The sequence below is a fragment of the Ningiella algicola genome (assembly GCF_028401415.2).
GTDB lineage: Bacteria > Pseudomonadota > Gammaproteobacteria > Enterobacterales > Alteromonadaceae > Glaciecola.
Genome location: NZ_CP171821.2, coordinates 1,760,934 through 1,779,820 on the forward strand (window position 1 = coordinate 1,760,934; position 18,887 = coordinate 1,779,820).

The 18,887-nt window shown below is 43.9% G+C and carries 21 protein-coding genes; 8 read left to right on the top strand and 13 right to left on the bottom strand.

Annotated elements, in window-relative coordinates; genetic code table 11:
- Positions 1-73 precede the first annotated feature (73 nt).
- The gene (locus tag PN836_RS07715; RefSeq protein ID WP_395344664.1) at positions 74-418 is read left to right on the top strand and encodes a MerR family transcriptional regulator; all 345 of its coding nucleotides are present in this window, start codon (positions 74-76) and stop codon (positions 416-418) included.
- The gene (locus PN836_RS07720; RefSeq protein ID WP_395344665.1) at positions 411-821 is read left to right on the top strand and encodes a secondary thiamine-phosphate synthase enzyme YjbQ; all 411 of its coding nucleotides are present in this window, start codon (positions 411-413) and stop codon (positions 819-821) included. Before PN836_RS07715 ends, PN836_RS07720 begins: the two co-directional genes overlap by 8 nt.
- 4 nt (positions 822-825) lie before the next feature.
- Here the strand turns inward: PN836_RS07720 and PN836_RS07725 are convergent, their stop codons facing one another.
- From PN836_RS07725 to ilvD, 5 genes are all read right to left on the bottom strand, one after another.
- Positions 826-1,416, bottom strand: coding sequence for a DUF2780 domain-containing protein (locus PN836_RS07725; protein WP_395344666.1), 591 nt, complete (start codon positions 1,414-1,416; stop codon positions 826-828).
- Positions 1,417-1,426: 10 nt separating this feature from the next.
- Positions 1,427-2,608 carry a formate-dependent phosphoribosylglycinamide formyltransferase gene (purT, locus tag PN836_RS07730; protein ID WP_395344667.1) on the bottom strand — a complete coding sequence of 394 codons (1,182 nt, stop codon included), beginning with the start codon at positions 2,606-2,608 and terminating at the stop codon, positions 1,427-1,429.
- A gap of 60 nt (positions 2,609-2,668) precedes the next feature.
- A complete protein-coding gene (locus tag PN836_RS07735) occupies positions 2,669-3,817 on the bottom strand; it encodes an alkaline phosphatase D family protein (protein ID WP_395344668.1) in 1,149 nt (382 codons plus the stop codon).
- 61 nt (positions 3,818-3,878) lie between these two features.
- A complete protein-coding gene (locus PN836_RS07740) occupies positions 3,879-4,874 on the bottom strand; it encodes a catalase family peroxidase (protein ID WP_395344669.1) in 996 nt (331 codons plus the stop codon).
- Between the two features lie 19 nt (positions 4,875-4,893).
- Complete coding sequence (gene ilvD / locus PN836_RS07745; protein WP_395344670.1) at positions 4,894-6,570, bottom strand: dihydroxy-acid dehydratase; 1,677 nt, start codon at positions 6,568-6,570, stop codon at positions 4,894-4,896.
- A 131-nt stretch (positions 6,571-6,701) separates the two neighbouring features.
- Between ilvD and PN836_RS07750 the strand changes: the two genes are divergently transcribed.
- Positions 6,702-7,145, top strand: a complete 444-nt coding sequence (locus PN836_RS07750) for a DUF3010 family protein (RefSeq protein WP_395344671.1) — start codon at positions 6,702-6,704, stop codon at positions 7,143-7,145.
- Between the two features lie 70 nt (positions 7,146-7,215).
- On the opposite strand, the gene PN836_RS07755 is transcribed toward PN836_RS07750, so the two are convergent.
- Both PN836_RS07755 and PN836_RS07760 read right to left on the bottom strand, forming a co-directional pair.
- Positions 7,216-7,707, bottom strand: coding sequence for a DUF3718 domain-containing protein (locus PN836_RS07755; protein WP_395344672.1), 492 nt, complete (start codon positions 7,705-7,707; stop codon positions 7,216-7,218).
- Between the two features lie 283 nt (positions 7,708-7,990).
- Positions 7,991-8,593 carry a hypothetical protein gene (locus PN836_RS07760; protein ID WP_395344673.1) on the bottom strand — a complete coding sequence of 201 codons (603 nt, stop codon included), beginning with the start codon at positions 8,591-8,593 and terminating at the stop codon, positions 7,991-7,993.
- 290 nt (positions 8,594-8,883) lie between these two features.
- Here PN836_RS07760 and cysD point away from each other — a divergent pair, with 290 nt between their 5' ends.
- Together cysD and PN836_RS07770 are read left to right on the top strand one after the other, a co-directional pair.
- A complete protein-coding gene (gene cysD / locus PN836_RS07765) occupies positions 8,884-9,804 on the top strand; it encodes a sulfate adenylyltransferase subunit CysD (RefSeq protein WP_395344674.1) in 921 nt (306 codons plus the stop codon).
- Positions 9,805-10,069: 265 nt separating this feature from the next.
- On the top strand, positions 10,070-10,783 hold the full coding sequence (locus PN836_RS07770) for an NAD-dependent deacylase (protein WP_395344675.1): 714 nt from the start codon (positions 10,070-10,072) through the stop codon (positions 10,781-10,783).
- Positions 10,784-10,814: 31 nt separating this feature from the next.
- Here PN836_RS07770 and PN836_RS07775 read toward each other — a convergent pair whose 3' ends face one another.
- A complete protein-coding gene (locus tag PN836_RS07775; RefSeq protein WP_395344676.1) occupies positions 10,815-12,401 on the bottom strand; it encodes an ABC-F family ATPase in 1,587 nt (528 codons plus the stop codon).
- Positions 12,402-12,549: 148 nt separating this feature from the next.
- Here PN836_RS07775 and PN836_RS07780 point away from each other — a divergent pair, with 148 nt between their 5' ends.
- Positions 12,550-13,389, top strand: coding sequence for a dihydrodipicolinate synthase family protein (locus PN836_RS07780; RefSeq protein WP_395344677.1), 840 nt, complete (start codon positions 12,550-12,552; stop codon positions 13,387-13,389).
- On the opposite strand, the gene PN836_RS07785 is transcribed toward PN836_RS07780, so the two are convergent.
- Positions 13,386-13,646 carry a superinfection immunity protein gene (locus PN836_RS07785; protein ID WP_395344678.1) on the bottom strand — a complete coding sequence of 87 codons (261 nt, stop codon included), beginning with the start codon at positions 13,644-13,646 and terminating at the stop codon, positions 13,386-13,388. The genes PN836_RS07780 and PN836_RS07785 overlap by 4 nt on opposite strands.
- 176 nt (positions 13,647-13,822) lie before the next feature.
- Between PN836_RS07785 and PN836_RS07790 the strand changes: the two genes are divergently transcribed.
- Positions 13,823-14,470 (top strand): hypothetical protein, encoded by a 648-nt coding sequence (locus tag PN836_RS07790; RefSeq protein WP_395344679.1) that lies wholly within the window; start codon positions 13,823-13,825, stop codon positions 14,468-14,470.
- A gap of 295 nt (positions 14,471-14,765) precedes the next feature.
- On the opposite strand, the gene PN836_RS07795 is transcribed toward PN836_RS07790, so the two are convergent.
- Together PN836_RS07795 and PN836_RS07800 are read right to left on the bottom strand one after the other, a co-directional pair.
- Positions 14,766-14,888 (bottom strand): class IIb bacteriocin, lactobin A/cerein 7B family, encoded by a 123-nt coding sequence (locus tag PN836_RS07795; protein WP_395344680.1) that lies wholly within the window; start codon positions 14,886-14,888, stop codon positions 14,766-14,768.
- Positions 14,889-14,920: 32 nt separating this feature from the next.
- Positions 14,921-15,046: a class IIb bacteriocin, lactobin A/cerein 7B family gene (locus tag PN836_RS07800; RefSeq protein ID WP_395344681.1), complete on the bottom strand. Its 126-nt coding sequence runs from the start codon at positions 15,044-15,046 to the stop codon at positions 14,921-14,923.
- A 143-nt stretch (positions 15,047-15,189) separates the two neighbouring features.
- Here PN836_RS07800 and PN836_RS07805 point away from each other — a divergent pair, with 143 nt between their 5' ends.
- Positions 15,190-15,399, top strand: a complete 210-nt coding sequence (locus tag PN836_RS07805; protein WP_395344682.1) for a hypothetical protein — start codon at positions 15,190-15,192, stop codon at positions 15,397-15,399.
- Positions 15,400-15,446: 47 nt separating this feature from the next.
- On the opposite strand, the gene PN836_RS07810 is transcribed toward PN836_RS07805, so the two are convergent.
- Both PN836_RS07810 and PN836_RS07815 read right to left on the bottom strand, forming a co-directional pair.
- Entirely contained in the window at positions 15,447-16,724 is a 1,278-nt protein-coding gene (locus PN836_RS07810) for an alpha/beta hydrolase family protein (RefSeq protein WP_395344683.1), read from the bottom strand.
- A 54-nt stretch (positions 16,725-16,778) separates the two neighbouring features.
- The gene (locus PN836_RS07815) at positions 16,779-18,839 is read right to left on the bottom strand and encodes a hypothetical protein (RefSeq protein ID WP_395344684.1); all 2,061 of its coding nucleotides are present in this window, start codon (positions 18,837-18,839) and stop codon (positions 16,779-16,781) included.
- Positions 18,840-18,887 lie beyond the last annotated feature (48 nt).

Consider the following 18,887-nt stretch of genomic DNA (forward strand, 5'->3'; position numbering starts at 1 on the left):
GCGAGGAATAGAGTATAAAGTATGGAGCCAAGTCCATAGTCAACCGTTTTTTGTTTGGTAAGGAAGGTTTATTATGAAAGCAAGCGAAATTTCCATAGCGAGTGGCGTATCAAAAGATACGCTACGTTACTATGAAAAAACTGGGTTGATAACGCCGCCAACGCGCGGAAAAAATGGATATAGACATTATCAAAAAACACATTTGAAACAGCTTAAATTTATCAAATTCGCACAATCTGCTGGCTTTCCCCTTTCTAAAATAAAGGAAGCGATTCCATTTTTAGACAAACCAGAGCCAAAATGCCCCAGGCTAAAGGCGGCGTTGAACGAACAACTGAATGCTATCGATGAAAAAATTATCGCTTTAAATGAGGCAAAACAAACTCTCATTAAATGGATGACACAGACATATGGTTAAGCAATATACGCTTCAACTTCCGCCTTTTGCTCGCGGATTTCACATCATCACAGACAATATTCTCAATGCCATAGGAGAACTGCCAGAATCGGGCTTACTTAGCGTATTTATTCAGCACACTTCAGCGTCGCTTACGATTAATGAAAATGCCGATCCGAGCGTGAGGCGCGATCTGGAAAGGCATACCAACATACTAGCGCCAGAAAATGCTCCCTATTTTGAACACACATTTGAGGGGAGCGATGACATGCCAGCACATATCAAAGCGTCGTTGTATGGCAGTAGTGTGAATGTCCCAATCTTAAATTCTCGACTTGGTTTAGGTACATGGCAGGGAATTTATTTAGGCGAGCACCGCGACCATGGTGGTCGCAGGCGTTTGTTACTTACTGTAATAAGTTAACGATTTAGACCTGTAAATCACTGAAACTTTGCATGAGGAGATCTTTTGCATGTTGACCTTCAGGCGTACTTAAATAAGCTTGAATTTGTTGCGCAAAACCCATAATCATATTGCTATCTAAGCCTAATGATTCAAATTGCTGAGCAAGCAAGGCGGTGCCACCAAGTTGCTCGTTAAGCTGCGCAGCCTGCCCTAAAAGATTACCTAATCCGCCAGACTCTCCTGCCATATTGCCGATATCTGGAAGCGCATCTAATATGCCTTCTGTGCCGGGTAGTTGATTAGCAAGAGCTGAAAAGTCATCGGAAGATAAGTTGGATTTAGCATAATTCATTAAGCTTGCCACTCCACCCTGCGCTTGTTCCTCACTTACGCCAAGCGTGCTGGTTAAGCTCCCAAGTAAACCTGTGATGCTTGGGCTTGATGCCATTTCCAGTAGCTCTGATGCCGAATCTTTTTTATTCATCACTTCGCCAAGCATGCTTTGTTGCGCGTGGCTTTGAGCGCTCATCGTTATTAAGCTCAATACAAGCGCCGCACATGCTGAGCGCGCAATGTTGGTACAGGATACAAATCCTTTAAAGCGGTTTTCCATAGTAGTTTCCTTATAATGTGGTTTTGACAGTAGTGACCACTTCTTTGGCCAATGACACTGCATCATCTGTTGAATCGGCGCGCGCTAAGCCAACCCCCATACGCCGGCGCCCTTTTACCTCTGGCTTAGCAAAAAGCTTTAAGTCGGTGTTGGGTTTTGCCAGTGCCGTATCTAAATTGCTGAAATTGACATGTTCAGAACGACCTTCAACTAAGAGTGCACAAGATGCCGAAGGACCATGAAAAGCGATATTCGGAATCGGCAAACCCAAAAACGCGCGTGCATGGAGCGCAAACTCCGATAAATCCTGCGATATAAGTGTGACCATACCCGTATCGTGTGGGCGTGGAGATACTTCGCTAAAATACACCTCATCGCCTTTAACAAACAATTCTACACCGAATAAGCCCATTCCACCGAGTGCTTCGGTGACTTTTGACGCAATTTCTTTTGATTTTTCAAGCGCCGCTTCGCTCATTTTTTGAGGCTGCCATGATTCACGATAATCGCCGTCTTCTTGGCGATGCCCGATAGGCTCACAAAATGATGTACCGCCCTGGTGCCGTATTGTCAGCAAGGTAATTTCGTAGTCAAAATCAATCACCGACTCAATAATCACTTTGCCTGTTCCTGCTCGACCGCCCTCTTGTGAATACTGCCAAGCACTGACCAAGTCATTCTCGCCCTTGATTAAGCTTTGTCCCTTGCCTGAAGAGCTCATGATGGGTTTAACAATACATGGGAAGCCTATTTCTGCTGCAAGCTCTTCAAACTCTTCCCATTCACTGGCAAATACATAATTGGATGTGGGTAAGGCAAGTTCTTCTGCAACTAGGCGGCGGATACCCTCGCGATTCATAGTTAGGTGCGCCGCTTTTGCACTAGGCACAACGTTAAACCCGCGTTGCTCCAAAGCGAGCAAGGCGTTGGTCGCAATCGCTTCAATTTCAGGCACAATGTAATCTGGCTTTTCGGCCAGCACAATATCGTCGAGTGCCTTTTCATCCAGCATGGAAATGCAATATGAGCGATCAGCCACTTGCATGGCTGGTGCATTTTGATAGCGGTCTAGCACAATAACTTCGCATCCCAAACGCTTTAACTCAATGACAACCTCTTTCCCAAGCTCGCCACCGCCACAAAGCATTACTTTTGTGGCGGTATCTGAAAATACAGTTCCAATTGACGTCATTTTTATTCCTTTTGAATGCTCAGTAACGATTAAGCTTGATGTGATTGCGTAATGACAGGTTTAGAGCGAAAGCTCTTCAAGTTTAAACGACGCTGAATCAAACACTTTGTTGCCTAAACCATATGCGGTAAAGCTTACTTCGCTTTGCTTCAAATCCTCCGCCCAATCGATTTCGACTAAACCATAGTGAGTATCGCGCACCGCTTTACTGACACGAAAGCTATTGGGTTCATCAACTTCGCTAAATGATTGGGTCATGCCGCTGGAAGTAAAATCCCAAATAGGATAGGGAACCTGATCTGCCTTTTGCCCTACATCACGTGAGATTTCCATTAAGTGTCTGTCGCCACTTAAGAAGAACACGTTTTCAGCGTTGGTTTGTGCAATTAATGTGTAAAGACGGTCACGTTCGTGAGGCATATTACCCCAGCTCTCCCAGCGATGCTCGTAAGCCACCACCTGAATACTGCTTACGATAATTCTGACGTCGGCAGGTTCAACCAATTGTTTGGCAAGCCAATCCCATTGCGCCTTTCCCAATAAGGAACGTGACTTATCGGCGGTGGGTAAGTATCGGCCAAAACCCTGTGGACGAGGCCCTGGTCTGATGTTTAACTCATCGCGATGGTAGCGGGTATCAAGCATAATGACTTGTACGCTTCGCCCCTCGTCTTCAAATATTCGACTATGATAAATGCCCGCTTGCTCGCGCAGAGGATCGTTATTGTCAAAGCCAAAAAAGTCTAAAAAAGCCTGCTGACTTTCACGCTTTAAGGGATACTCCTTTCCCGCATCATTATAACCATAGTCGTGGTCGTCCCATGTCCCCATAAAGGGAACACTTGCCCGCACTTTTTGATACTCTGGCTTAGCGATGACTGCGTCATAGGCTTCTTTAAAGCGCGCTGGGTCAGTTACTGGACCCCTTATGCGATTTCCTTCACTGTCGGTTTGCACGTCGGCATACTGGTTATCGCCAATAAACAAAAACAGATCTGGCTGCTTCGCTCCAATGTCGTTCCATATAGGCTGAGGCTCTGTTTCATATGCGCAAGACCCAAAGGCTATTGTAAATTGACCATCGTCTTTTGGGACATAATTGGCATTTTGCTGAATGGCGGCGAGGCTTTGTGAACAAATCATCAACAAGGTCATTATCACAACCGATGTCAAACTCTTGATTTTATTTAACCGAAAAAACAGTTTCATTTGAATCTCGCTTATATGCATGTATTCGAATTATTAAAGGTAAAAAGACGTCATCTTAAGCTTACTGATTACTCAAGCGCTTACCGAAAGAAATCCCATATGCGGGCGTGCGCATCTTGAGCACTGGATCATCACTTCCTTTAAATCCTGCCGACAAAACATTCGGATCGAAGTTAGTTGGATTGCACGCTTCGCCGCCCGCTGAAATTAGTGTTAATGTGCCCAGTTGAATCGTTTCACGATCTTCTGGCCACGCAACAGACGGGTCTGTATCAGCGTCTCCCTCTTGACCGAGCGTTGCGGTGAGCGTAAATGTGGCCTTCCCTTGCTCGATATCTTGCACTAATCGCTCCTCTAAGTATTTAGGCCCTAAGCTTTCCTTGTCTTGTTCACTTAAGTTCTGTTCACCAGCATCAGGACTAAGCGTCCATTTAAATTTAGTTAACTGACCGTTGGTATTTTCCATGTAAAAAGTGTGTATGCCAAAATAACGTTCAGCAGCATAAGAAGCGGGCGTTGGGTTTGATTGAGACCAGGCAACCGCATTTTGTACACTTGGATTTGCCGCAATATAGGCACCTAAAGCAGCCATGTCAGGCCGGCCGCTTTCATCAGGGACTAAATTTTGTAAAAAGCCAAAGAAGGTTTCAGGATCTTTACCGGTAAAAAAAGGCGTATTGTTGCCCGTGATATTGTGCCTAGAACCATCTTCCAAAGTAAGTGAAATACCGATACCTCTCACACCCGTTTCCCGTTCATCGCTCAATGGATTTGGTCCGCCGACTGAAAATCTGACTTGTGCAGGCACACTAGACTGTTGAAACATAAGTGAGCTAGAGTATTTGCTCGCGTCTTCATTTGGCGTAAATTCGCCATTTGCGCACACGCCTGCTGCGTGCGCTTTACGAAAACCTGCGTGCTTGCCACCGAGCTTTTCAAACAGCTCGATAAAATCGTTTGCGCTTACACTTGCTGGTGCTTGTTGAGCGGATACATTTGCCGTAATCAAACAAGACAATGCAAGGGCGCTTAGGGTGGCTTTTGGGGCTATATTCATGTTATTACTCTCGTCTGGTTTAAGGCTTATCTGTTACCGCGCCGGTTGATGCGGAACTGACTGTTTTTGCATATTTTGCGAGTAAACCACGGGTGTATCGCGGCGCAGGTTTTTGCCAACTTTGTTTGCGAGCTCGCATTTCTTCATCAGAAATATCAAGTGTCATTTCCCGCGTTTCAGCGTTGATAGTAATTGCGTCACCGTTTTTAACCAACGCGATCGGACCGCCCTCATACGCTTCTGGCGTCACATGTCCTACAACAAAGCCTCTGCTGCCACCTGAAAATCTACCGTCGGTAATCAGCGCAACATCATCTCCCAAGCCTTTCCCCATAATCGCTGAAGTAGGGCTGAGCATTTCACGCATGCCCGGGCCCCCTTTTGGTCCTTCATAACGAATAACAACGACATCATTTGCCACTACGTTACCATTAATGATGGCTTCAAACGCTTGTTCTTCTGAATCGTATACTTTCGCAGTACCGGTGAAGCTCAAACCCTCTTTCCCGGTTATTTTGGATACCGCGCCTTCGGGTGCTAAGTTTCCGCTAAGAATCACTAAGTGGCTGTCTTTTTTAATTGGCTTATCTAGCGGTAAGATAATATCTTGACCATGCGGATAATCAGCGACATTGGCTAAATTTTCTGCCATGGTGTTGCCTGTGACTGTCAAGCAATCACCATGTAGTAAACCTGCCTCTAATAAGCGCTTCATTAAGGGCTGGATCCCACCAATTTCGATAAGTTCAGACATCAAATACTTTCCGCTAGGGCGTAAATCTGAAATAACCGGCGTACGTTCACCAATGCGGACAAAATCATCTAGCGTGACTTCTACGCCCACTGCATCTGCCATTGCAATAAGATGTAATACCGCGTTAGTGGAACCTCCCAAGGTAATAATCAAAGTAATCGCATTCTCAAATGCTTTTTTTGTCATGATGTCGGAAGGTTTAATATCGTTGTCGAGCAAGTGCTTAATGGCAATACCAGCATTGATACAGTCTTGTTTCTTGCTATCTGAAACGGCATTTTGGGCAGAGCTATTCGGTAAGCTCATTCCCAATGCTTCAATTGCTGAAGCCATTGTATTGGCGGTGTACATTCCCCCGCACGAGCCCGGGCCAGGAATGGCTGTTTTTTCAATTTTAGTAAGCTCAGTAATGGGAATATCCCCTGTCGCGTGCCCACCTACTGCTTCAAATACTGACACAATATCAGTGTGATTTTCGCCCGGTAAAATGGTGCCGCCATACACAAATATGGACGGGCGATTAAGGCGCGCTAAGCCCATTAAACAACCCGGCATGTTTTTATCGCAGCCGCCTATGGCGATAATACCGTCATGCCCCATACAAGCAGAAACCGCCTCGATTGAATCGGCGATTACTTCCCGCGATACAAGAGAGTACTTCATACCCTCTGTTCCCATTGATATGCCATCAGAAATGGTAATGGTGTTGTAAATCACGCTCTTTGCACCGGCGCTATCCACTCCCTTACCCACTTCTTCGGCCAAGTCATTAATGTGCATATTACAAGGCGTGACCATACTCCAGGTTGACGCAATACCCACTTGAGGCCTCTTAAAATCCTCATCACCAAAGCCTACAGCTCGCAGCATGGAGCGGCTCGGCGCTTGTGCTGTGCCATCCACTATTTTACTGGAATACTTACGGGAACTATCCTGACTCATTTACCTACTCTCGTTGTTCGTGTTATTAAATCGCTGTATAGATAATAGAATGTATTAAGGCTTACACAAACTCAATTGCTTTGTTGTATTATCTAAATAAATATTTGATGAAATTTTGATGAAGGAGCCCCATGCGAATTTGCGGCGTTGAGATTAAAGGCACAGAAGCAGTAATTAGTATTCTTGAGTATAAAGAGGGTTTGTTCACTATTCCCGATTGCCGTGCCAGAAAGGTAGAGTTTAGCAAACGCAATCGCAGCTCAGACCTTAACTATTTTCAGACCAGTTTTAAACAGTTGATGAACGACTACAAAGTCGATCAGGTTGTTATTAAAGAACGTCCTCTAGCAGGAAAGTTCTCAGGCGGTGGACTTGGATTTAAGATGGAAGCTGCAATTCAGCTTATTCAAGGATTAGAGGTGAGCCTGATGAGTGCTCAAACACTTAAAGCTAGCTTGAAGCGTAACCCAGTTGCAGTGAGTTTTGCAGAGACTGGCCTGAAAGTGTTTCAAGAACAGGCGTTTAATGTGGCCTATGCGGCGCACATGAATATACAATATCCGCCAGAAGCCTAATTAGGAATAATTAGCATTCTGGCAGATAAGTATTTTTTAGATACGTTGCGGCGATAAAAGCCAGTGTGTTCTATAAGGTCACGTCTTTGTTTGAGAATGAGCGCGCAAAACGGCTTAGCGACTTACGGTTGCAGTAAACAGTCTCAGTTTTTATGCCGTGTTTTGCACGAGCTTCTTTCTCTCCCAATACAACAGCGTCAACGCAAATTTGCGCGGCGTCATTGTCCATTGCGACTAGCTTAACCTGTGTGAACGTTGGCGCTACTTCCTCGGTGTCTGCTTTTTCAGCAAATTTCTTCGCAAATTGGGTGATGCTCAAGCCGTTACAGCTTACTGTTGCTCTGAAGCTGGCAAACGAATCGCCATTTGCGCGAATGAATGATTTTGCAGCGTCGATACCCTGTGTTGCAGCAACATAGCACGCCTGTGTTTCAGTAGTATTGTTTACTGTTTTTAGAACGATGTTATTCGCATTCGCGTTAATTGAGCAAAGTGCAGATGCTACAAGCGCAGAACTAATTGCCGTTTTCTTTAAAACTGATTTTATTGATAGTGTATTCATATTAGTGCTTCCCATTTTGTAATTTAATTAGATAATTGTGTGTGCTGATTTCAATTATCGACATAAAACCCACAAAATAAAGCTATTTTTGTAATTTAATTACAGATTTAATAAATATTTCATCTTTTAGTGTAATTTTAAGTAGTTTAATTACAAAACTGTACAGCACGTTTACATTGTCGTTATAGATTTAACACTTCAATCGCCGAAACAGCGTCTAATCCATTCAGCTATCTGGCTATGTGACTATTATCTTCAATCCCTATACTTAGCTAGAACATGTTTATCTTTGTTCATCGTTTAAAGATAAAACTTTTTTATTCAACTCATTAAGCGCGGCCACAGAGAACCCACGATCGTAAAAATAGCTCACCTCGCCCTTACTATTCACCAATAGTACGCGCGAGTTTTTAGGTGATATGTTACCGGTATAGCGCTGAACTTTGTCACCATCATCATAGATGGTGATGACGTCTGACCAAATCTCACGCGGGATCCCCTCTCTCATCGCATCGTCAATTCGATTGCTAAACCAGCCCGCAAAAGGGTTTTTAATTGCGGGGAGTTCGTATATCGCTACCGTATCTGGCCGACTATCTTTTGTCATATCTAATCCGATTAACCAGCGGTCAATATCAAACTGCGATTTGTGCACGTAGCCGAACAATAAAATTGCAGGCTGACCTTCAAAGTCATTTGGAATAGTCACTTCAGTTCCGTCCAAAGTGCTGCCAGAGGCAGTGATTAAGGGTTGATTTAACTCAACCTGGCTTTCGTAGCGGTAGGAGGAACAGCCGCTAATAAAAATAGCGGTGATCAGAATCATCAAAGGTTTCAACAGACGGTTACAAAGCCGCATCAAACTCGATAGAACGAGGGGTGTCATTTTTAGCTCTCCAATTTAGCCAACCATCCATGTAGCGTTAAGCGCTAGCGCCTTTTATACGACGGAGAGTAAAGCTGGATTACATCTGTGCCCGGCAAAAATATACGGTATTAAGGCAGGCGCACTTAAAAAGCTTACATGCGTTCAAATACTTGCTAAAGAAAAACTTACACTATGCGAAAGGCTTGTCGAGTTTTATACTACGGCGAAACTTATTATAGTTTGCGGTGTTTTACTCAAGCGTTAATACCAACCTTCTTCGAAATTACTTTTATACATAAAGGAAACTCATGGCTCATATGAATCATCTTAAACAACTGGAAGCAGAAGCCATACACATTATGCGAGAAGTGGCTGCAAGCTTTGAAAAGCCATGTATGTTTTATTCCATTGGTAAAGATTCTACAGTTATGCTGCATCTAGCGCGCAAAGCCTTTTACCCTGACAAGGTCCCTTTTACCCTATTGCATGTTGATACCACGTGGGAATTCCACGAAATGGGTGAGTTCAGAGATGAGCTTCGCGACAAACTCGGTTTGGATATTATTGTTCACATCAATCAAGAAGCGCTGGATTTAGGCATACACCCCATCGAGTCGGGCTCAGTTAAGTACAACGACCACATGAAAACGATTGCGCTAAAGCAGGCTTTAGATATTCATAAATTTGATGCTGCCCTGGGTGGTGCTCGAAGAGACGAAGAAAAATCGCGAGCAAAAGAGAGAGTGTTTTCCGTTCGAAATGCGGATCATCAGTGGGACCCAAAACAACAGCGTCCAGAATTATGGTCACTGTACAACACACAAATAGATAAAGGCGAATCAGTTCGCGTGTTCCCGCTTTCAAATTGGACGGAGCTCGACATTTGGCTTTATATTCTGCAAGAGCAAATTGATATCGTGCCGCTTTACTTTGCTGACGAACGCATTAGCTGGGTAGATGAAGACAGCGGACAATTACTTGCGCTAGACGACGAGCGTATGTTGCCCTACCTAACTGAAAAAGAAAAAGCATCGCTGGAGAAACGCTGGATCCGCTTTAGAACGCTAGGCTGCTATCCGCAAACCGGCGCAGTCATTAGCAAAGCCACGTCTCGAGAAGAAATCGTCACTGAAATGATGCTGAGCAAAACCAGTGAACGAGAAGGAAGGTTGCTTGATAAAGATCAAACCGGCTCAATGGAAAAGAAAAAGAGAGAAGGTTACTTCTAAACTACGCATCCAAGCGGCTAATATACGTGCAACAATAGATATAAAAAAAGGCCCCAAAATTTGGGGCCCAAAAATCACACTCTAGGGAAGGACACACAAAACACTCTAGAATAATGTCAAAGTAAGATAATGTTTAACTCTTACTTTACTGCGTTCGAAAGTGCTAAGTATCACGATTAAATAGACAGCGGTAATCGCAAATAAATTCCATTTATTTTCGATTTTTTTGACGAATTCTCTTAAGTTATTGATTATGTTAGTAAAAATGATGAATAAAATCATCGTACTTAGCGGCGCTGGTATATCTGCTGAGTCTGGAATTAAAACCTTTCGCGATAGTAATGGCCTGTGGGAGAACCACAGCGTGGAAGAAGTGGCTACACCGCAAGGTTTTTCTGCTAACCCTACTTTAGTGTATCGCTTTTATAATCAGCGACGTGCTCAGTTGCTTGAAGGAAAGGTCAAACCAAACGCAGCGCATTTCGCATTGTCGGAGTTTGAGTCATATTACCCAAGGCACACTCATATTATTACTCAGAACGTTGACAATCTTCATGAGCAAGCAGGAAGTAAGAATGTCTTGCACATGCATGGAGAATTATTAAAAGCCAAATGCGTCACGACCAATAGGTCATTTTCAGTTGACTTTAATTTTGATGAACACATTCCATGCCCTTGCTGCGACAAAAAAGGCTCCTTGCGCCCCGACATTGTTTGGTTTGGTGAAGTACCCTATTACATGGAAGAAATTGAAGCGCTTATCGAGCAAGCCGATGTGTTTATCTCGGTTGGGACATCTGGCAGTGTTTATCCTGCCGCGGGATTTGTGCAGCTAGCAAATGCGGTTGGCGCGCACACCATTGAAGTTAATATTAGCCCGAGTGAAACCAAGAACGCATTCGCCGAGCATCGATATGGCCTGGCCTCCGAAGTACTGCCTAAGCTGCTTAACGAATTACGCAGCGCAGAGCCAATTTAAGTCCAGTTTTCGTGCATCGAAGTGGAGAGAATTAGTGCCGCTCGCCCACATACTCATCATAGCTGCCTTGAAAGTAATTCAGCTTTTTGTCTTTAATCTCAATAATTGAAGTAGCCAGCGTGCTCACAAACTCCCTATCGTGGCTCACAAAAATAAGCGTGCCGTCAAACTCCTTCAACGCTTTATTAAGTGCTTCAATCGCTTCCATATCCATATGGTTGGTGGGCTCATCCATTATAATAACGTTGATTTCTTGCATCATCAGCTTGCCGAACAGCAAGCGATTTTTCTCACCACCTGAGCAAACGCTGACATCTTTATTGATATCGTCTGAGCTGAATAAGAGCCTCCCTAAAATAGCCCTTACTGCTAAGTCATCATGTTTAGGCGTGCGCCACTGCGACATCCAATCAAACAAATTCATGGAAACTGCAAAGTCATTACTGACATCTTGCGCTATGTATCCAATTGCAGCATTTTCTGACCACTTCATAGTGCCGCTGCTCGCTTTAAGCTCGCTGACTAAACATCGCAAAAACGTGGTTTTACCCGCACCATTTTCGCCTATCACCGCGAGCTTCGCGCCCGCATCGAGCAGTATATCGCCGCCTTTGAACAGCATTTCGCCATCAAAACCGTGCTCAAGATTATGCATTTCAAGCGCCAAGCGATGTAATTTTTTATGCTGCTTGTATGTGATGTAAGGTGTTTGACGAGACGAGGGGATCACTTCCTCAAGCTCAATTTTTTCCATTCTACGGGCGCGAGAAGTCGCTTGTTTCGCTTTTGAGGCATTCGCTGAAAAGCGTGCCACAAAACTCTGAAGTTCTTTTATCTCTTCTGTTTTTTTTGCGTTTTCGCTTAGCAACTGCTCTTGCACCAAGCTAGATGCTGCCATATACGCTTCGTAGTTACCGGGATAGATACGAAGCTCACCATAGTCAATATCCGCCATGTGGGTGCACACAGCGTTTAAGAAATGACGGTCGTGCGAAATAATAATCATGGTGGATTTACGCTGATTCAGCACATCTTCTAACCACTTGATGGTATAAATATCGAGGTTATTGGTGGGTTCGTCGAGGAGTAAAATATCCGGCTCTGAAAATAAGGCCTGCGCAATGAGCACGCGCAATTTTAAACCCGGTGCAAGTTCGCTCATCAAACCAAAATGATTTTGCTCATCAATACCTGCCTCAACGAGGAGTTCAATTGCGCGGGTTTCTGCGGTATAGCCGTCCATCTCAGCAAACTCAGTTTCAAGATCGGCAACCCGCATGCCGTCGTCTTCCGACATTTCGCTCTTACCATAAATAATGTCGCGCTCTTGTTTCACTTCCCAAAGACGAGCGTCGCCTTTTATAACGGCATCCACAACAGTAAATTCTTCAAAGGCGAATTGGTTTTGGTTGAGCGTGCCTACTCGTTCACCTGGCGAAACTGATACATTCCCTGTAGTGGGCTCAAGCTCGCCCGAAATAATTTTCATGAGGGTTGATTTACCGCAGCCATTTGCGCCGATAAGACCATAGCGATTGCCATTACCGAATTTAGCGGAAATATTTTCAAAAAGCGGTTTTGCGCCAAATTGCATAGTGACATTAGCGGTGGTGATCAAGTGAGATTCCCCAAAAAATATGTATTGTATGAAAAAGCGCGCGCACTATACCTCAATACATGCATTAGCGATAGAACAATGAGCTTGGCAAAGCATAAATTGCTATAGTAAAGCAACACAGCAAAACATAGAGGCATAGCGATACACTATGGTGTTTAAAGGACTTATAGGATTCCCTATTACTCCGATTAAAGAGAGTAAGGTCGACCTTCCCATTCTCGATAAAATTCGCGAGCATCTTGACCAATCTGGTTTGGACGCCATTGGCGTACTAGGCAGCACAGGGAGTTTTGCGTACTTAGATGAAAACGAACGTGAACGAGTGATGGCTTGTTGGAGCAAAGCCTCAACGCCCTGGATTGCAGGTGTTAGCGCGACGACCACCGGCGAAGCTATTCGGCAATGCAAAGCTGCAAATTACCATGGTGCGCAAGGGGTTATCGCCAATGCCTTCTCGTATGTACCGCTCAAAGAAAATGAGTTACAACGCTACTTTCTAGAGATTGCAGAGCATAGCCCACTTCCTTTATGCGTATACGACAACCCTGTTAACACAGGACAAACCCTTAGTTTTACGCTTCTAGAAACGCTTGCATCACACCCAAATATACGCGCGATTAAAGCCTTTGCTCAAAGCAATAATGAAGCATTGCATAGCAAGCTAAGCGCGCTAAATTGGCAGGCAGGATACGCGGTGGACGCCAATTGCTGCGAGGCGATGATAAAGGGCGGCAAGGCTTGGTTTTCGACGCTTGCTGGCACGATGCCAGAGCTATTGGTGCCAATTATGAATGCGATAAAGCAAACAGAATATGATAAAGCCCGAGAATCACATCAAGCTTTATCACAATTGTTTGAGTTGATGCGGGAGCATAGCGGATTTCGTTTAATGCATGCCCTTGCCAATCATAAAGGCTGGCAATGCGAACTGCCGTCGCCGCTTATACTCCCCCAAATAGCTGATTTAGAGAAGGTACTAGGGAGTTAGCTGGTTTGAGCCACTTTGTCTTTGTATTTTTCAAAGACTTTTCCGGTGCATGCCCACACCATGAGCCCGCACCAAGCGATAATCGAAAAGCCTGCGGGAACACAGGCAACTAGAATGTATTTAGCATGCGCAGGGTTTAGCACCGCTGCAACCATTGCGGGTAAAAACCACACTACCGCTACTGCAAATAAGATGATGCCTATTTGCACGCCATTTAAGCTTTGTAGCTGTGCCCAAAATTCGTTAAACATTTCCATTATAAATCTCCGTGTATCAAAAAAGTTGCTGCAATATCGGCTAAAGAATGCGATCTATAAGGGTAGTCTGCACAAACGCAGTTTTATTACAGGTTTTGAAATATAAAGATGATGCGACAATACAATTTGCGTATACTTCGCGGGTTCGCAATATTCACAATTTTATGGAAAGCTTCATGCTGAAAACTTTAGGTCTATCACGGATTTTTGCCGGAACACTCATTGTACTAACAACTCTGCTTCTCGCGTCGTGCGCAGTAAATCACACCTCAACAAAAACAGTTTACAAGGCAGATGAAAGTTTTGAACCGCTTAGCAGTGTGTTGGTAATTGGAATAGGCAAAAACAGAGACAACGTTAAAAGCTTCGAAACGATGATGGTTGAAAAGCTTGAATCAAATGGCATAAATGCAGTGAGCGCGCATCGCAAACTCGCTAAAGACCTTAGCATTGACCGTGCATCTGCCACCCAGTTAATGCGTGACTATCAATCACAAGGCGCCATTGTCGTGCGCGTGCTAGATGCGAAAATTAATCGAAGCGAAAAAGAGAGGCGCAAAGAACTGGTTGCCGAAGCTTCAAGGCTAGATTCCTTTTGGAATGTGTTTGCGATCGATGTGACTGAGGAAGATGTTATTCTGGATCCCAGTGATGAAATTTCTACCGCATTTTTAATCTCGACCGAGGTATATTCGGCTGCGAATGGCAATAAGCTGAGTATCCTTGAAACGGAAGTTTCTGGAATTGAAGATGCAAGAAGCAAAATGCTTTCCGCGATTTCGCATTCAATAGATGCATTGAAATCTGAGAAGGTGCTTGAATAAAGTATTGAAGGGCCGCTTTTAGCCTCTAACTTAGGCGATACTAAGTATTTTTGTTCAATAGCCTACATAGCAAATACCCTAGATAAAGGCTAGCGCCAGTAACGATGTTTAACATCAAGACTATTCGCATTGGTTCGTCCGTCATAACTAAAAATATGTTGAGTGCGCCATAGCCAACGAAATATAAAATGATAAGTAGCCAGTACAATATCTTAGTTGATTTATCCAATATGCCTCCTCAATCAATAAGCGGCCGATAAATGGGCCGCCTATGACTTTGCTTTACAAATCGTGTTTACCAGTATCCAGCGCCGTACATTGCAGCTGCAAGGCCTACATCGGCAGCCACGACTGCCATAATGAGCGGTAAAACTCCGCCATTAACTGATTCTAATTCCTGAGTGTTTAATTGTTGCATAGTATATCTCCTTGTATATGCGTTATCGATAATTAATCTGATGCTGACATCGCGATCATAAGACTAATCAGCGCCGCATCAAGTGCGACTGCCCCAACAATAATTGGCAGAACGCCACCATTGACGGTTTCTAATTCATCTATCCTTAGCGTTTTCATAATAATTCCTTTATTCAAATTTAGAAGAAATGACGCTCTTTAATTCCAAAATGTGGTTTTGCTGAGCTGTCGAGAAAAATAATACTTGGATAGTTGCGTAGGCATAACTGTACGGCAGGATGGTTTAATAAATGAATCTAGTCATGCTTAATGATATCTTGAATATACGCATGTATTTACCAATTACTCGAGCGTATGATGCAGTGCAACTTTTCGACCGGAAAACGCATTCAAAGAATCGTCAGTTTTCATACATCCCCATTGCCTATCAATATAAGGCAGCGCTCATTAAAATGGTCATGATTAATGAAGGCATCCAAGCAAAAACCGTGGTGATGCCTACTAAAAACTGATTGATGTACGGGTTACTAGTAATGTTATGGTGTTTCATATGAGCATATTATTGTGCTTCACTCATAGAATAAGGCGGTTGTACCGCATCTTTTGCCCAATCCGCTAAAAGCTCATAATAGCTGTCTGTTACTCGAGTATAGGTTCGCTGACCGTCGCTTCCTTGTTCAAACTCCCACATGCCATGATCCGTGTTAGGAAAAACAAATATTGTGATGTCTTTTCCTTCGCCTCTAAGCGTTTGCAATCTCTCAAGGCTTTTCGCAATTGGCGCTTCGCGATCGTTTTGCGCAAGCACCCATAGTTGCGGCACATTGACATCACGCAAAACATCCATGGGCTTAATCGACCAATCAATGTTTAGGCGGTCGAACATGGGGATCCCTTTATCCCTTAGCTCATCGGTCGACATCCCGAGTAGCACCCCTGTAAAACCACCTTTAACCAAGGGATACCATTGTTCAGGTCTGTATTTATCTCTAAGCGTGTCTAATTCTTGAAGGCCATCTTTATACGATGACACGGCGAGGCGCGCGGTCACGTCTGTTATTTCTTTTGCTTTGGTGATGACGTCGTCGCCGTATCCTGCTTCGCGCAATTCCAGCTCAACCTGCGATGCATCCTCTTCAAGAATGTCGACCACCAGTCCATAGCCAATACCGATAAATTCTGCGCCTGATTTTTCAGCCGCAAGCGGTGCAACCCATCCACCTTGGCTAAATCCAAAGAGACCAAAGCGAGCGAAACGCCCTTGTGCAATACGTTTTGCCTCTTGTGAAGCTGCGGCCAGGTCATCGGCAAGTTGCACAAAGTTTTGCGAATATTGCCCTTGTGAGCGTCCCGTACCCCGCTTGTCGTAAACGAATACCGAAACCCCTCTAGCAACAAGCTGATAGGGATAACTTACCGCTTCAATCCATCCACTTTCCTCCGAGCCATGGGCCAAAGCAACCAGCGGAGTATTTGGGCCTGCATCTGCTGGTTCAAGAAGCTGGCCCGCAAGAAGTGCACCGTCTGAATCAAACTCAGTATCTGTGGTTAATATCGCTTGTATTCGCAATACTTTAGACTGTTCAATTTTAACGGCACCCTCGCCACACTGTAGCAGTCCTTCGTAATCTATTTTTCCAGTTATACCGTTGTTAAAGGTGTAATAAGCATTTTCATTTCTGCGCGTAATGACTACGAAGTCGCTAGATTCCCCATACACCCCAACCTCGCAAGATCCGGCGACAAACGCCGTCTCAGGAATATTGATGGGCGCTGTATTGTTATTGCAGCCTGCTACAAAAGTAGCAATAACGCCAACGACTAGATAAATCCGCATTCAAACCTCTCTTTTTACTAAATTGCAATAAGCGCTGCTTAGTGCAAGCTTTGCTTACGGCCGCACGACATCGTTAATTGAAGTCAGGTCAAGATCAACTGGTGGCATAAAAACCTCGATATCAACGGTGTCATAATGTTCGCCATCTGCAAAAAGCTGGAGTTGATAAATACCATCATTTAAATTGACCGCCCAAACGTCTAATTGCAGGTAGTTTCCATCTTGTAAAACTTGTGGTGTATCAAATGGCAGCAAAGTGTAACGATTCAAATCGAGTGGGCTTATCAAAATTTCAGATGCTAAAACAATATCAGATTTAACGGTGTTCTCTGAGCCCATTAATAATTGAGCAGCTCTGTGAGGTAAGGCTCTAACGTCTGGGCCCGCGGCTCCTGTTGCATTATCTACAAGCGAGTCATACAGTTGCGGCCCTAAACAAGATACAACCATGTCTTGACCTCCTGTAGTGCCTTCAGGTAGAACGAAGGCATACTTTGGATTGATGGAGTCTTGGCCACGTCGTTTCGAACCGTCAATTAATTCATACTCATAAGCAATCTTTAGCTCGTTGATAATTTCCAAGTTTTGAGAAAGAGCATCTAAAGACGAATACAGTAGATAAACGGCTCCTCCGTCTTCACACCTCACAAAGTATTCTGCTTGCTCAGCTTTAAATCCATATTCAATCTCGTGTAGGCTTGTCATATCACTCAAATCAACTACGTTAATGTGCGCTGGCAATGAGCTTTGATTGGCATTTTGTTGATAAAACATTTTCGGGTCGAATCCCCACAAAGCATCATTAGAGTAGTTGATGATCTGCTTGGTAAACGCTAATTTTCTGTCTTCTTCTGCGCTCAACAAACCATCTATTTTAATTTCTGCCGTGTCCACAATGACGTTTTGTTCATCTAAGGCAAGCGTTGTTGCTATAAAATTCTTCACAGGCGCATCTTTAACCTTCACCGAAAGATAGTTTTGCACATCCTGCCCTATTGAACTTATCGGCAATTCTAGTTCAATCCTTGCTTCTGTTGGCAAATACTTAGGGTCAAAACTTGGCTCATCGAGGGAGGAAAGCACAAAAGCGAATTCATTTACCAAATGATTATTGCGAATATTTCTAATCAACACTCTAAACTTATGTAAGTGAAATTGAGAAAATCTTTCTACACTAGGCGAAGGGGCATCGAACATGGTCTGCCTCAACTGATAGAAGAATGGAAACTTTGGCGACATTATGCCCGCAGGATCCATGCGACTCATTTCTGTTTGTAAACGCTCAAGCTCAGTCGCTTCATAAAAACGCAAATCTGCCGGGTTGCGCGCAATAAATGCTTGAGCCTCTGTTAAGGTTGAAAAGTCCTCTAAATAGTCAGACATTTCCGACAAATCGTAGACAGTAGGTAAGCCTGAAACAGGCGTAAAGCCGTTATCTAAATCACTTACACCATTATCAATATAGTCGTCGTATATGTAACGACTATATTGCTCGTAGAGTTCGCCCCGCTTGCTTTGGGCAATTTTTAATTGATTGGTGCCACTTTCATAGATATTGACCGGGAAAACCATGTGGACTTTATCTGCGAACATTTTTTGATAAAACATTCCGTTAAAATAATGCAGCCCCAACCCAAAAAACGGGATTAAACTTACAAGCACTAACATTCGCTGTTTAAAGCGGCGACTATTCTTATCGTTTGTATCCTTTTCAGATAATTCTTGCTGTATTTTTGCGACATCATCGAATAAATGCGCAGCTTGATTCACCTTAAGGTTTTGCTGAACGGCTTCGTCTAAATTTTGCATAAAGCGCTCGTGCGCTTGCCCTCTCGTGGCGCTGATTTTGGATGCTCTTGAAATTTCGGCTTTTAGTAAGAATAAGTCGTGAAGAATATCGGTTTGGTCTTTCAGTGGCGCCTCGCCATCTGTGCTTTGAAGCTTCATTATGTTTGCATGCAACACAAGCAAGCTTTGTGGGTTATACACTTGATTTTCGCAACCCACCGCACCAGATGTGAGTTTGCTAAAATTAGATATGAAATCGCTGAGTACCATTTTTGTGCCTTTTGCGAGTTGGTCAGAGGCCAGTTTTATTGTAATGACGGTTGTCACAAGAATTTACATGACTAGACGCCGTTTTTTCCACTAAATAGAGTATTC

What these genes read in the sequence shown, in the direction of transcription:
- PN836_RS07715 (WP_395344664.1), top strand. Translation starts at nt 74, where the DNA reads ATGAAAGCAAGCGAAATTTCCATAGCGAGTGGCGTATCAAAAGATACG.
- PN836_RS07720 (WP_395344665.1), top strand. Translation starts at nt 411, where the DNA reads ATGGTTAAGCAATATACGCTTCAACTTCCGCCTTTTGCTCGCGGATTT.
- PN836_RS07725 (WP_395344666.1), bottom strand. Translation starts at nt 1,416, where the DNA reads ATGGAAAACCGCTTTAAAGGATTTGTATCCTGTACCAACATTGCGCGC.
- purT (WP_395344667.1), bottom strand. Translation starts at nt 2,608, where the DNA reads ATGACGTCAATTGGAACTGTATTTTCAGATACCGCCACAAAAGTAATG.
- PN836_RS07735 (WP_395344668.1), bottom strand. Translation starts at nt 3,817, where the DNA reads ATGAAACTGTTTTTTCGGTTAAATAAAATCAAGAGTTTGACATCGGTT.
- PN836_RS07740 (WP_395344669.1), bottom strand. Translation starts at nt 4,874, where the DNA reads ATGAATATAGCCCCAAAAGCCACCCTAAGCGCCCTTGCATTGTCTTGT.
- ilvD (WP_395344670.1), bottom strand. Translation starts at nt 6,570, where the DNA reads ATGAGTCAGGATAGTTCCCGTAAGTATTCCAGTAAAATAGTGGATGGC.
- PN836_RS07750 (WP_395344671.1), top strand. Translation starts at nt 6,702, where the DNA reads ATGCGAATTTGCGGCGTTGAGATTAAAGGCACAGAAGCAGTAATTAGT.
- PN836_RS07755 (WP_395344672.1), bottom strand. Translation starts at nt 7,707, where the DNA reads ATGAATACACTATCAATAAAATCAGTTTTAAAGAAAACGGCAATTAGT.
- PN836_RS07760 (WP_395344673.1), bottom strand. Translation starts at nt 8,593, where the DNA reads ATGACACCCCTCGTTCTATCGAGTTTGATGCGGCTTTGTAACCGTCTG.
- cysD (WP_395344674.1), top strand. Translation starts at nt 8,884, where the DNA reads ATGGCTCATATGAATCATCTTAAACAACTGGAAGCAGAAGCCATACAC.
- PN836_RS07770 (WP_395344675.1), top strand. Translation starts at nt 10,070, where the DNA reads ATGATGAATAAAATCATCGTACTTAGCGGCGCTGGTATATCTGCTGAG.
- PN836_RS07780 (WP_395344677.1), top strand. Translation starts at nt 12,550, where the DNA reads ATGGTGTTTAAAGGACTTATAGGATTCCCTATTACTCCGATTAAAGAG.
- PN836_RS07785 (WP_395344678.1), bottom strand. Translation starts at nt 13,646, where the DNA reads ATGGAAATGTTTAACGAATTTTGGGCACAGCTACAAAGCTTAAATGGC.
- PN836_RS07790 (WP_395344679.1), top strand. Translation starts at nt 13,823, where the DNA reads ATGCTGAAAACTTTAGGTCTATCACGGATTTTTGCCGGAACACTCATT.
- PN836_RS07795 (WP_395344680.1), bottom strand. Translation starts at nt 14,888, where the DNA reads ATGCAACAATTAAACACTCAGGAATTAGAATCAGTTAATGGCGGAGTT.
- PN836_RS07800 (WP_395344681.1), bottom strand. Translation starts at nt 15,046, where the DNA reads ATGAAAACGCTAAGGATAGATGAATTAGAAACCGTCAATGGTGGCGTT.
- PN836_RS07805 (WP_395344682.1), top strand. Translation starts at nt 15,190, where the DNA reads ATGCTTAATGATATCTTGAATATACGCATGTATTTACCAATTACTCGA.
- PN836_RS07810 (WP_395344683.1), bottom strand. Translation starts at nt 16,724, where the DNA reads ATGCGGATTTATCTAGTCGTTGGCGTTATTGCTACTTTTGTAGCAGGC.